At 37.4% G+C, this 13,409-nt stretch carries 16 protein-coding genes; all 16 read right to left on the minus strand.

Going from position 1 to position 13,409, the window contains the following annotated elements; translation table 11 throughout:
• Positions 1–38: 38 nt before the first annotated feature.
• The gene (gene dxr, locus HXV90_RS10290) at positions 39–1,184 is read right to left on the minus strand and encodes a 1-deoxy-D-xylulose-5-phosphate reductoisomerase (protein WP_004269256.1); all 1,146 of its coding nucleotides are present in this window, start codon (positions 1,182–1,184) and stop codon (positions 39–41) included.
• Between the two features lie 62 nt (positions 1,185–1,246).
• Positions 1,247–2,047 carry a phosphatidate cytidylyltransferase gene (locus HXV90_RS10295; protein WP_048391571.1) on the minus strand — a complete coding sequence of 267 codons (801 nt, stop codon included), beginning with the start codon at positions 2,045–2,047 and terminating at the stop codon, positions 1,247–1,249.
• The gene (locus tag HXV90_RS10300) at positions 2,044–2,838 is read right to left on the minus strand and encodes an undecaprenyl pyrophosphate synthase (protein WP_004269258.1); all 795 of its coding nucleotides are present in this window, start codon (positions 2,836–2,838) and stop codon (positions 2,044–2,046) included. The genes HXV90_RS10295 and HXV90_RS10300 overlap by 4 nt, the downstream gene beginning before the upstream one ends.
• 309 nt (positions 2,839–3,147) lie before the next feature.
• Complete coding sequence (gene frr, locus HXV90_RS10305) at positions 3,148–3,705, minus strand: ribosome recycling factor (RefSeq protein WP_269898922.1); 558 nt, start codon at positions 3,703–3,705, stop codon at positions 3,148–3,150.
• A complete protein-coding gene (gene pyrH / locus HXV90_RS10310; RefSeq protein ID WP_004269260.1) occupies positions 3,705–4,430 on the minus strand; it encodes a UMP kinase in 726 nt (241 codons plus the stop codon). The genes frr and pyrH overlap by 1 nt, the downstream gene beginning before the upstream one ends.
• 216 nt (positions 4,431–4,646) lie before the next feature.
• Positions 4,647–5,534: a translation elongation factor Ts gene (gene tsf, locus HXV90_RS10315; RefSeq protein ID WP_257961805.1), complete on the minus strand. Its 888-nt coding sequence runs from the start codon at positions 5,532–5,534 to the stop codon at positions 4,647–4,649.
• Positions 5,535–5,635: 101 nt separating this feature from the next.
• A complete protein-coding gene (gene rpsB / locus HXV90_RS10320; protein WP_004269262.1) occupies positions 5,636–6,355 on the minus strand; it encodes a 30S ribosomal protein S2 in 720 nt (239 codons plus the stop codon).
• Between the two features lie 156 nt (positions 6,356–6,511).
• On the minus strand, positions 6,512–7,090 hold the full coding sequence (locus tag HXV90_RS10325; protein ID WP_269898923.1) for a hypothetical protein: 579 nt from the start codon (positions 7,088–7,090) through the stop codon (positions 6,512–6,514).
• Positions 7,091–7,099: 9 nt separating this feature from the next.
• Positions 7,100–7,402, minus strand: a complete 303-nt coding sequence (locus tag HXV90_RS10330; RefSeq protein WP_048391575.1) for a hypothetical protein — start codon at positions 7,400–7,402, stop codon at positions 7,100–7,102.
• Positions 7,403–7,425: 23 nt separating this feature from the next.
• Complete coding sequence (locus HXV90_RS10335) at positions 7,426–8,196, minus strand: FliA/WhiG family RNA polymerase sigma factor (RefSeq protein ID WP_036080567.1); 771 nt, start codon at positions 8,194–8,196, stop codon at positions 7,426–7,428.
• Positions 8,197–8,631: 435 nt separating this feature from the next.
• Complete coding sequence (locus HXV90_RS10340) at positions 8,632–9,852, minus strand: amidohydrolase (RefSeq protein WP_269898924.1); 1,221 nt, start codon at positions 9,850–9,852, stop codon at positions 8,632–8,634.
• Positions 9,853–9,880: 28 nt separating this feature from the next.
• A complete protein-coding gene (locus HXV90_RS10345) occupies positions 9,881–11,104 on the minus strand; it encodes an amidohydrolase (protein ID WP_269898925.1) in 1,224 nt (407 codons plus the stop codon).
• Between the two features lie 22 nt (positions 11,105–11,126).
• A complete protein-coding gene (locus HXV90_RS10350) occupies positions 11,127–11,528 on the minus strand; it encodes a nucleoside deaminase (protein WP_048391582.1) in 402 nt (133 codons plus the stop codon).
• Between the two features lie 371 nt (positions 11,529–11,899).
• Positions 11,900–12,271 carry a hypothetical protein gene (locus HXV90_RS10355; protein ID WP_054550522.1) on the minus strand — a complete coding sequence of 124 codons (372 nt, stop codon included), beginning with the start codon at positions 12,269–12,271 and terminating at the stop codon, positions 11,900–11,902.
• The gene (locus HXV90_RS10360) at positions 12,271–12,774 is read right to left on the minus strand and encodes a chemotaxis protein CheD (protein ID WP_004269269.1); all 504 of its coding nucleotides are present in this window, start codon (positions 12,772–12,774) and stop codon (positions 12,271–12,273) included. Before HXV90_RS10360 ends, HXV90_RS10355 begins: the two co-directional genes overlap by 1 nt.
• Position 12,775: 1 nt before the next feature.
• Entirely contained in the window at positions 12,776–13,408 is a 633-nt protein-coding gene (locus tag HXV90_RS10365) for a chemotaxis protein CheC (RefSeq protein WP_004269270.1), read from the minus strand.
• Between the last annotated feature and the right edge of the window lies 1 nt (position 13,409).

Here is a 13,409-nt window from a genome sequence, read left to right on the forward strand (position 1 = left end):
ACCTTTAATAGCGATTAGTTAACGATACAGTGCTTTCGTTATTTTACCATGTCTAACACTATTTTTCTTGTCTCACTATCCACATGTAATATGGTTTGTAAATCTGGTACTGCAATGTTTTGGTGTGCCTGCATCACACGTTCAATCGTCTCATCAATTTCAAGGAATGTGATTTTCCCTTGTAAAAAGGCTGCAACTGCCGCTTCGTTTGCTGCATTCATTGCTGTCAGAATCGTACCACCCATACGACCAGCCTCATACGCTAAACGCAAAGCAGGGTATCGCTCAAAGTCCATCTCTTGAAAATGTAGTTGACCAATTTGCGCTAAATTTAGTCGCTGACCATTTTGTAATGGTATACGGTCTGGGTAGCTTAAAGCATATTGGATTGGCACACGCATATCGGGTGTACCTAGCTGAGCAATAACACTAGTATCATGATACTCAACTAGAGAGTGAATAATACTTTCTCTATGCAAAAGTACATCTATTTTATCATAAGGCATATCAAATAAAACATGTGCTTCAATGACCTCTAATCCCTTATTCATCATTGTAGCGGAATCTATCGTAATCTTTGCACCCATAGACCAGTTTGGATGATTCAGTGCATCTGCGACCGTCACGTGTTTTAATTGTTCTCGTGTTTTATCACGGAAGCTACCACCAGAAGCGGTAATAATCAAACGTTCGATATTTTTTGGATTCTCACCATTCATCGATTGGAAGATGGCAGAGTGCTCACTATCTACAGGCAAGATGGCTACTTTGTATTTTTTGGCCTCTGCCATCACTAAATGACCAGCAGTTACAAGCGTTTCTTTATTAGCAATAGCAATCGTTTTGCCCATACGAATGGCTGCTAATGTTGATTCAAGGCCTACACTTCCAAGCACAGCATTGACAAGTACAGTCGAATCAGGATGTGTTGCGACCTCTACAAGTCCTTTTGCTCCAAACGTGAATTGGATATTTGGAAACTCTTTAGCTAGTGTTAGTGCGTCTTCTTCTAATTGCACAGAAACTAATTCGGGCTTTAATGTTTCAATCATTTCTCGCGTTTTCTCTAGGTTCTTTCCTGATGAAAAAGCTACTAATTGAAAAGCATCACGTTGTTCTTTTAAGATATCGTAGGTTTGCCAACCAATTGAACCAGTTGCACCTAATAAACTAATTTTTTTCACAACAAATTGTCCCCTTTTTCTATCTAAGCAAATGATTTAGCAAAATGTCTTTTCCTATACAATTAATTACCAAATAAATGTAAAAAATGAAGTAGAGGCACAACAAATAATAGACTATCAAAGCGATCTAAAATTCCTCCATGCCCTGGTAAAATATTGCCTGAATCTTTTACATCAAAGTGACGTTTAATAGCAGATTCTACCAAATCGCCCATTTGACCAATAATTGAGGCAAAAATCGTTACAAAAACAAGTGATATATAACCATTTGCGAATGGGTAAATGAGTTGCATACCTACTGCAAAAATAACAGCAATGACTATTCCACCTATAAAGCCTTCGATCGTTTTCTTAGGTGAAATTTCTGGCCATAACTTATTTTTCCCTAATTTTCTACCTACAAAATATGCACCTGAATCCGTTGTCCAAACAACTAATAAGCAATAGACAACATACTCTAATCCAACATTTCTAGTTTCAATTAGATAATGGAATCCTAATCCCACATAAAATGCGCCTAATAGAATAAAGCCAACTTCGTCAAAAGTAATTTTATTTTTTACTAAAACCACGTAAATAAGAAGTAGCATCATTAGACCATAGACTACCATTAGATTAGACGAATAGCCTATTAATTCTACAACCCTTTCACTCCAGTCTTTAGGGATAACCAGTAAAATTAAAGTGATCAGTCCTAAGAAGCCAGGCACAGATAAGATGGAAATCCCTTTCATCTTAAGTATTTCATAAAAACCGACAATAGCCATTGCTAGCACAAGTAAGGCAAATGGTACTTTTCCATAAATAACGAATGGGATAAAAAGTGCTGCTGCAATTATTGCGGTAATAATTCTTTGTTTCAAGTTGTTTCTTCTCCCTTCAACCCACCGTAACGGCGATTACGTTTCTGATAGTTTTCCACCGCTTCGAGTAAGTTTTCCTCACTAAAATCTGGCCACAATGTATCTGTAAACCAAAATTCTGTATAGGCGAGCTGCCATAGCATAAAGTTACTTAATCGCACTTCACCACTCGTACGAATTAAAAGATCTGGTTCAGGTAAATGGGCCGTCATTAAATGAGATGTTAAGCAATCTTCTGTTATGTCTTGCATCGTTAATTGACCGTCCTGCACTTTTTGAAGCATCATTTTCATGGCATTGACCATTTCAGAACGACTACCATAATTCAGCGCAAAATTTAAAATAAGCCCTGTATTATGCTTCGTTTCTTCCATTGCCTCATACAACGCTTTTTGTGTATGGGCAGGTAATAAAGATGGGTCTCCAATCATTTCGACACGTACATTACGCTCCATCATTTCTGGTAAAAAGGAACCTAAAAACTCAACAGGTAGCCGCATAAGAAAATCTACCTCAGGTTTTGGTCTCTTCCAATTTTCAGTGGAAAATGCATAGACAGTTAAGACTTTAATACCTAAGTCTGATGCAAATCTCGTCACCTTACGCACCGTCTTCATTCCTTCATGATGACCAGCCACACGTGGCATAGCTCTTTTCTTCGCCCAACGTCCATTTCCGTCCATAATAATCGCTACATGGGCAGGAATCGGCTCGCTTTTAGCTAGGGCCACACGCTCCTCCAATGATAGTGTATCCATATTTATTTGTTTACCTAATAGCTTTTTAAACATGCTAACTCCCCCACTACAACTAATCGGACGTATACTAACCTATCATAACAAACAAAAGCGCCTTTTGTCTTTTTTTTCCCTCTAAATTGACTATGTATGTACTAGCTTATTTTAGAACTATACACATATTAAAGAATGAGTTTGTTAAATAATGATGATTGTATCATTAATGACCTTTTCACATTCATACATGCTCTCTATTTGAGTAAGCAATTTGGCTATGAATAATAAAGAGAAAAGACGTCCTGTTAAGTATAGGACGCCTTCATCTCATCAAAAAGTTCCATCATAGACGTGTAAAAGGTTTATTTACACCTCTAAAATTTCTTTTTCTTTATCTTTCGCTACTTGATCTACTTTCACAATGAATTCATCTGTTAACTTTTGAATATCTTCTCCATAGCCACGTAGATCGTCTTCTGTGATTTCGCCAGCTTTTTCAAGTTTTTTCAAATCATCATTTGCATCACGACGAACATTACGTACAGCAATTTTTGCATCTTCCGCTTCTTTTTTCACTTGTTTTACTAGATCCTTACGACGCTCTTCTGTTAAAGCAGGAATCATAAGACGAATGACAGAACCATCATTTGTTGGTGTGATACCAATATCTGATTTCATAATTGCTTTTTCAATATCACCTAAAATAGATTTATCGTAAGGTGTAATTACTAATAAACGAGCTTCAGGTATAGAAACACCCGCAAGTTGGTTAATTGGTGTTGCTGCTCCATAGTAATCAACCGAAATACGATCTAATAGAGATGCGTTCGCACGACCTGCACGAATAGATGCTAGTTCGCGTGAGAAAGCTACGATTGTTTTGTTCATTTTTTCTTTAGCTTGTTCTAAAACTTGTTTAGCCATTATACATTCCTCCTAACAACTGTTCCGATTTTTTCGCCTTGTACAGCACGTTTAATGTTACCCGGCTCCGTAATTGAGAAAACAATTAGCGGGATATCGTTATCCATACATAAAGTTGAAGCCGTTGAATCCATTACTTGTAAGCCTTGTTGGATAACGTCTAAGTATGTGAGTGTATCATATTTAATGGCTGTCTCATCCACTTTAGGATCCGCTGAATAAACGCCATCGACATTGTTTTTAGCCATTAAAATTGCATCAGCATCAATTTCTGCTGCTCGTAATGCGGCAGTCGTATCAGTAGAGAAGAACGGATTACCTGTCCCTGCTGCAAAGATAACGACACGCTTTTTCTCAAGATGTCTAACTGCTTTACGACGAATGTATGGCTCCGCTACTTGAGTCATCACAATAGAAGATTGAACACGTGTTTCAATGCCTAATTTTTCAAGTGCATCTTGTAAAGCTAGGGAGTTCATTACGGTTGCCAGCATGCCCATGTAGTCCGCAGCAGCACGATCCATTCCCATTTCACTACCTATTTTCCCACGCCATATATTACCGCCACCTACAACAACAGCAACTTCTACATCAAGATCTACTACTTCTTTTACTTCTTCTGCAACAGACTTGATTATTTTTGGTGATAAACCGAAGCCCGCTTCTCCAGCTAACGCTTCACCACTTAGTTTAATAACTACTCGTTTATATTGCGGTACACTCATTGTAAACCTCCGTAAGACTTTATTTAAAACATCCCTATTCCCTTTTCCATTATAGTATATCTAACAATAATTGCTAGTTGTGAATAAGGCAGAATAGAAAATTATCTTCATTTTTTCATTCACTTCGGAAAAATAGGGAACACGCTATGTTGTGTTCCCCATTTTTTTGTCTAGATAATCTAGATATTATTTGATTAGAATCAAATGCAAGCTAAATTAGTTACCTTTAACTTGGCTCATTACTTCTTCTGCAAAGTTATCTTCACGTTTTTCGATACCTTCACCAACAGCGTAACGTACAAAGCCGTTTACAGAACCACCAGTTGAAGCTACAAAATCACGTACTTTTTGATCTGAGTTTTTAACGAAAGTTTGGTCAAGTAAGCAAACATCTTCGAAGTATTTACCAAGACGGCCTTCAACCATTTTTGCAACGATGTTTTCTGGTTTACCTTCGTTAAGAGCTTGTTCAGTTAATACTTTACGCTCACGTTCAACTTCTTCAGCAGAAACTTCATCACGAGAAACATAAGTTGGGTTGATTGCTGCAATGTGCATAGCAACATCTTTAGCAGCTGCTGCATCAGTAGAGCCTTCTAAAGTTACTAATACACCGATACGGCCACCCATGTGTAAGTATGAACCGAATGCATCTGCATCAGATTTTGTTTTAATTTCGAAACGACGAAGTGTAATTTTTTCTCCAATTGTTGCAATAGCAGTTGAGATTTGATCTACAATTTTTACGCCTTCAGTATTTGCAAGCTCTAAAGCAGCTTCAACTGATGCAGGTTTAGCAGCAAGTAATTGCTCAGCTAAAGATGCAACTAATACTTGGAATTTGTCGTTTTTCGCAACAAAGTCAGTTTCAGCATTTACTTCAAGGATGATTGCTTCGTTACCTTGTTCTAAAATATAAGTTGTACCTTCTGCAGCGATGCGGTCAGCTTTTTTAGCAGCTGAAGAAAGACCTTTTTCACGTAGGAAGTCGATAGCTGCTTCTAAGTCGCCATCAGTTTGTACTAACGCTTTTTTACAATCCATCATACCAGCGCCAGTTTTTTCACGTAATTCTTTTACTAATTGTGCAGTAATGTTTGCCATTTAGTGTTTCCTCCTCAAATTGGTTGAACATAATTTAATGATAGGTTCTAAAAAAGGTGATAAGGGTTTTGAGCCACTTATCACCTTTTTGTAAACGTGAATTACTCAGCAGCAGCTTCTACAGCTGGAGCTTCTTCTTCACCTTGTTTTGACTCGATTAAAGCGTCAGCCATTTTAGCAGTTAAAAGTTTAACAGCGCGAATAGCATCATCATTAGCAGGGATTACGTAGTCGATTTCATCTGGATCACAGTTAGTATCAACAATACCTACTAGAGGGATGTTTAATTTACGAGCTTCTGCAACCGCAATACGTTCTTTACGTGGGTCAACCACGAACATTACGTCTGGAAGATCGTGCATATCACGGATACCGCCTAAGAATTTGATTAGACGTTCGTGTTCTTTTTTAAGTTGGATTACTTCTTTTTTAGGAAGAACTTCGAAAGTTCCTTCTTCTTCCATTTTTTCGATTTGTTTCATACGTGCAACACGTTTTTGAATTGTACCGAAGTTTGTAAGAGTACCACCTAACCAACGTTGGTTGATGTAGTAGTTGCCTGAACGTTCAGCTTCATCTTTGATCGCTTCTTGTGCTTGTTTTTTCGTACCAACGAAAAGAACTTTACCACCGTCTTGACCAACTTGACGCATGAAGTCATAAGCTTCCTCTAATTTTTTTACAGTTTTTTGTAAGTCGATGATGTAGATCCCGTTACGTTCAACGAAGATATATTTCTTCATTTTTGGGTTCCAACGACGAGTTTGGTGACCGAAATGTACACCAGCTTCAAGTAATTGTTTCATAGAAATTACTGACATGTGAATTTCCTCCTAATATGTTTGGTTTTTATCCTCCGCATTTATCATCTACAACAAGCTACCCTAATCTTAGAGCACCACTTACTGCATCAAAATGCGTGTGTAGTAATAACACCATTTGCAACTATATCATAGCTTTGAACGATTCGCAACAATTTAGTGATGGAATTTCAGTAAAAGCTCGATTTCTGTTTTACCCTTTTGCAGTTGTTTAGCTATTTCCTCTGGTGATTTTCCCTGTTTTGCTAATTCTAGAGCCTGTTGTTCCACTGTCAGCAATTTTTCAGCTTCTTTTTGCTCCTCCACTTTTAGAGGTGAAGCTGTTTTCACCATTTTCGAGCTTGTATGTTGCTGACGTGAATAAGCATTTGCGACAATATTTTTAGGTACATAGATACGTGCATCTTTCTCTAAAGATAGAGAACTATCACTTTTCACCTCGTGTACTACAGGCAAAGTTGGCTGCTCCTGAGGTGTCATATATTGTTCCGTTTGCTGCAAGCTACTAGCAGCTATTTCCGACTGTGAGACACTTTGTAGCTCTTTAATAAGACGGTCATTTTCATCTTTCATTTCAGCTAAATACACACTAATGGTGTCGTCCATTTCTCTCATTAAACGTTCTTGCTTCTTTTCCAAATCTTTAAACTTTGCTAACTTTGTATTTAAAATGATAAGAAAGTAAAATGAAATTAGCTGTAAAAAGAATAGCACCGCTATTAGAATGGTTGTCATTGTAAACTCCTATCCACTAAAATCCACGAAATTCCCTTTAAACGGATGTTGTGCCTGTTTTTCTTGTTGATCCTTTTTTTTCTTTTTATGAATCCCTGTTAAATACTCACCACCTGCATCTTCATCCTCACTAATTTCATCCATACCTTCTGATGTGTTGACAATTTTTTGTTTGCGCTCTACTTCTTTTTTTAATGCTTCATTTGCATGTGCTTGTTGAGCCAATACTTGCTGCTGTGCCTGATCAACCATTTTTCCTGCTTCAAATGTTTTTGGAATAGCAATCTGTAACTCGACACCTTTTAAACTCATTGGAATCTCTCCCTCAAGGATATTTACGCATTAATCATTTCACTAGATAATAGCTTTCGTAGCTTTAATAGCGCTTTTGAATGAATTTGTGAAATACGAGAGGTTGATAGTTCAAGCATTTCACCAATTTCTGTCAAGGTTAACTCCTCCGTGTAAAATAAACTAAGGACAAGCTGTTCTTTTTCATTGAGTTTCTGAATATTTTCCGCAAGATCATCTAACAATTCTGATTTAATGATAGCTTGCTCAGGTGTTTTTGTTGTATCGTCTCGTATGACAAATGACTTGCCATCTGTTTCTTCTTGGTCCTGTTGTTCATTAATAGAAAGAACATTTGAAAAAAAATGCTCTTGCACAGTTTGATAAACATCTTCAACAGATACTTCCATATGCTCCGCAAGTTCCTCAGGTGTTACATGACGCATATATTTTTGTTCTAGTTGTTCAATTTGTGCATCTAATTTTTTGGCTTTTTCACGCGCTGACCGTGGTAACCAGTCTTCTTTTCGTAAACCATCGATGATGGCTCCTCTTACTCTAAACGAAGCATATGTATCAAATTTTAAATCTCTGTTAATGTCAAATTTATTTAATGCATCAAAAAGTCCTACCATCCCTAAGCTCGTTAAATCGTCTCGTGATACGCTTTTGGGCAGACCTGCACCAATACGTTGGACATGATAAGATACTAAAGAAATGTATTTTTTTATAAGTAAATCACCAGCATCGGGATCACGCTCATGTATCCAGCGATTCCACAGTTTTTGCTCATCGTTCAGAATTGGTTGTGTCATGAAATCCACCTCTCTAAAAAACGCTTTTTCACGCCTGTTTACTAACGACTACTTGCGCTCTTAAAATTTATCATTCAACAGGATTTCTTAGTTGTTTTTTATAAAAATCCACATTTAAGCTAATCTAGACGTGAGCCTGAATCGTTAAAGCCCGATAAGCAGTTGCCATCTTTCCTATATTATAACAAGAATCGACTATAATTTCATTTGTTTCTCTTAGTCTCTAATATATTCCTTTGTTTTTGAAAGACATAGAAAAACTGTATCCTAATTGTGTAATGACACTTGGATACAGTTGGATATGATTAAGCTTTTACTAAGAAGCTACTGAATTCTTTTGATTTAGTTTTAGCACTACTGTAGAGCAAAGAACAAATTAAACAAAAGAGCAATAATACCCAATAAAAAAAAACACTCTTTATAATAAATTATGCTTTAAATCGAACTAGAGACAAAGTTTCCATTGAATATAGTTGCCTTACGTAGAGATCTTCGAGCAATTGCTTCAGCAGAGCAAGAAGCCTCCACAAACACCATATTTGCACTATCTCCCACTTTTGGCCATGTTTGCTCACCTGATTGATTGAGTGGGGTTTTTCCCCCTGTAATAAATTGAAGGGTTTGGGCTAATGAGCGTTCATCTCCCCAACCTGAGCGTTTTGCCAAACGACCAGCTCGTTCTAATAAATCTCCGTTACCAAATGGGGACCAAACATCAAAGATATTGTCGCACCCAATTGCAACGGGTACTCCTTTACTGTGTAATAAACCAACAGGTGGAAACTTTCTACGCAGGGGGACACTCGTCACAATCGTAATACCTGCATCACGTAAGATGTCCGCCATTTCTTCTGCCTCAGAGTGTGAAACATCTCCTAGCCCAAAGGCATGGCTAATGGCTACTTTGCCTTGTAAACCAGCTTCCTTTGTTAATTTGGCTAATCTCTTCATTGTAAAAGTACCCAATTGATCTGGGTCATGCAGATGCAAGTCAATCCCTGCGTTTCCTTCAACAGCGAGTTCCACCATTTGTTGTAAGGAAGCCTCAATATCTCCATCCACAGTAGCTGGATCGACACCTCCTACAAATCCTGCCCCAAAACGTAGAGCCTCCCTTATTAAATTGGTTGCCTTTGTTCGTAATAGACCATGTTGAGGAAAGGCAACGATTTCATAAGACAACTTTCCTTCAAAATTTTGTAAAGCTTTTTGAACCTCTTCTAAATTTTTCAACCCTACCTCAGGATATAAATCCACATGCGTACGTACATGTGTAACTCCAAACTGGACATAACGACTAAGTAGTTTCTCAGCGCGTTGTTGCGTAGTTGTATGTAAGGTTGGAAGTACCTCTTTTTCAATTTCACAACGTTCAAAAATATTATTCACTGGTGTAACTGCCCGCCATTTGTCGCTCAACAGAGTTTTATCCAAATGACAATGTTTTTCTATAAATGAAGGTAGTGCTAATAGCTGTTTCATATCTTTTTTTGGATAATCATCATCTAATAGGCTATCAGCAGAAACTATTTCTGCAATTTTCCCATCTTTAATGAATAGATGAGAACAAGCCGAGTTCGTTTTAGTAATCGTGTCGTTTTCAAAGTGATAATCTGTTTCAAGACGTACATTTGTTAACCAAAAAGTAGAATTCATTTCAGATTTATCCTTTCTTCTTCAAAAATTAAAGCTCACCCGCAACTATTTTCCCTGTAAAGAGCACCGCCACTCTTCTTGCTCTTCTTGCAACTGCTTCTGCTGAGCAAGTTGCATCTACAAACACGACATTCGCCATATCTCCAATTTTCGGCCATTGGGGCTGTCCATCCTTGTTTAAAGGTGTTATGCCGCCAGCAATATACTTTAGACTTTGACTAAGTGAACGTTCATCACTTAAGCCAAAGCGTTCAGCTAGCGTGCCTAGTTTTTCTAGGCTGTCACCTATACCAAACGGGGACCAGTGATCTGTAATACTATCTTCACCCAAAGAGATTTGAACACCTTTTTGATCTAATAACGGAATAGGAATGGTATGATCCAATGGAACAGACGAAGTAATGTCAATACCGTGATGAGCTAGTAACGCTGCCACTTCACTTGCTTCATTAGTTGAAACATCGGCTAAGGCCATGGCATGACTAATTGTCACTCGGCCATGCCAACCCGCTTCCTCCGTTAATGCAGCTAATCGTTTAAAGGTAAAAATACCAAGATGACCAGGATCATGGATATGCAAGTCAACATTTGAATCAGCTTCAACCGCTAATTCCATCACCGTTTGTAAGGATTTTTCTATATTTTCATCAATCGATGCAGGGTCTACACCGCCTACTAGAGACGCTCCACTTCGCAAAGCTTCTCTTACTAAAGAAATGGATTTACTACGTAAGAGGCCATGTTGTGGGAAAGCGACAACCTCTATATCAACTTTATCTTTGTAAGCCTCTTTAGCTCTTAAGACTGCTTCTAAATTTTTCAACCCAATAAATGGATCAATATTACAATGCGTACGAATATGTGTTGATCCTGCATGTATGAGCAAATCTAATAACTTTTTTGCTCGTTCCTCTGCAACAGGCAATAACCCTGGCAGTAGAATCTCTTCTTCTTTTAATCTTGTAATAAGACCTTCTGTGGGAATCGAAGGAGCCTTCCATGGTCCACCAAAATAGGTTTTATCTATATGAATATGCATATCTCTAAAAGAAGGGAGCATTAAGTAACCATGTGCATCTCGCTTAGGCAAATCAGTTTTTAAAGGCTGATCTACGCTAAGAATTTGGTTTATTTCACCACTTTCTACTTGTACATTAAAAAGTGCAGTTTTTGTTCCTATAACGACCCCATTATCGTAATGATATCCTGTTTCTAATCGTACATTTGTTAGCCAATACGCTGTTGGTATCATTGATTGAACCTCCCGAAATTTATTAAAGATTGATAGCTAGATGAACCATTTGAATGGCCCTCTCCTGATGGGGTAAAGAAAGTTCATGATAGATATAATCTTGACTAGGATTACTAGCATTAAAATAATAAACTGTAGAAATTTTAGAATAGTAAATGGCACTCAAACACATAGGACAAGGTTCTGTACTTGCATACATTTCACAACCTTCTAAATTGGTCGTTTTCAGTGCGTGACAAGCTTGACGGATTGCTTGAATCTCTGCATGATTCGTCAAATCATTGGTGATTGCAACCTCATTTACACCAGAGCCAATAATCTGTCCATTTTTAACTACAATTGCACCAAAAGGAGCACCATGTTTTGTTCTTTCATTTTCTTTAGCTAACTCAAGTGCTTGTTTCATAAAGTCATGAGATTTCATGTCGTTCCCCTCCTAGAAAAAGCGAAATTCTCTTTTCTTTTTATATATTGAAATGGACCATTTATTGGAAATATGCTACTGCCAATACATCCTCCTGTGAAAAACTAAGCACTGCCGTCTGAGGTGTTTCTCTTACAAGACCAGTAAATGGTGCCATAATCAATATCTTTTCAGTTGATAAATTCCCCGGACAAGCTACATTTTTATATTTTGGAGTTTTTAGATTTAAAGCTATTTCCTTTGTATAAATATGCTAACATGAGGACTATATATATGAATAATATAAAAATAATTAATTTCACTTAAGTTTTTCGTATACTACAAACTCCAAAGCCAAAATAAAAAAGAGTCGTTAGTCACGACTCTTACTTTTACGCATTTACTTGTTGATCTTCTTCTCGATTCATCATCGTTCTTACTACTTGTGCAATTTCCTCGGAATTTTCATCTTGAAATTCAACCGTGGAATTAGCTATTGGCACTTCTTGTTTTACGCCTTCTATTGATTCAAGTTCCTTTTCTTCTATATCGACTTCAACTGCTTCCTCATCTTCCTCTGGTGTAAACAAGATGTAAGCAATTAAAAAACGTACAATAAACATTACAAAAAATGCGATGATTGCTACAATAAAAGAGCCAATCAGGATTCGCAGAGGCGTAAATGGTTTTTGAAATGTACTAAAAAAATAAATAGAAAAGGCAATTAATGCTCCCCATAGATTGTAAAATATAGAACCAAACATTAGATTTCACTCACTCCCTGGTTAACTGTTCGGATATGTAATATCGACGTTGCAGGATTAAATTCAATCGTTCTACCACTATTTCCACCAGTATCCTCGGCCACTAAAGGGATGCCCTGCCTCTTTAATTCATTTTTGACAGCTTCTACATTGCGGGGACCAATACGCATTGTATCTTTGTCGGAAGTAAATTGGAACATCTGCGCACCCCCTGCAATTTTTGCCTTGAGTTTAAATTTTTGAACGCCTTCTAACTTTAGTAAATCAATCATTGCAGCAATCCCTGAATCTGCAAATTTCGCGACATTGATTGACTCAGCTCTTCCTAAACTTGAATCTGGTAACATCACATGGATTAAACCAGCAATTTTTTTTGACTCATCATACAAAATAACACCAACACATGAACCAAGACCAGAAGTTCGAATCGTGTTAGGTAGCTTTACTACATCCATTTGTGCAATTCCCACTTTAATCACTTGTCCACTACTATTGGTTAACATATCACGAAACCCCTAATGCTTTAAAAATGGCATCAAACGAGTCAGGATCTGGTAGTAGGAAGAAATGGCCCCTCACCGTTTCATGGTCTTCCACACCTTCTTCAAAAATGGATGTATTTATCACAATAACATTATCACTGACATGAGATAATTCTATTAAACCAATGCTTATTATAGCTCCAAACATATCAACACTTAGACCTGGCACAGTTGGATAAATTTTTAAATTAGTAAAATCCGATAAGGCAGATAAATAGGAGCCCGATAAAATATTACCCATTTCTTGCATAGCTGATAAACCTAACTCTGAAACAGGTCGTTTTTTAAAGTCAAAAGAGTCATCGAAAATAAGCCGACGTATAAAGCGGTTTGCTTGTTCGATAGGTAAAATAAAGAACATACTTCCCTCTGCATCACCTTCAATACGAAGGTAAATGCCAACAACTACGTTTTCTGATCCGCCAGCCAACTCCATCATATCGTTAAAGGACACCATCTCTACCTTTGGAACACGCATATCAATTTTTTTCCCAAGTAAATTGGAAAGTGCTGTCGCGGCATGCGCAGCACCGATGTTTCCAATCTCCTTTAATACATCTAAATGTAGTGATGTAATTTTTTGATTAAATGTCATT

The sequence above is a fragment of the Lysinibacillus sp. JK80 genome (genome assembly GCF_027557635.1).
Classification (GTDB): Bacteria; Bacillota; Bacilli; order Bacillales_A; family Planococcaceae; genus Lysinibacillus; species Lysinibacillus capsici.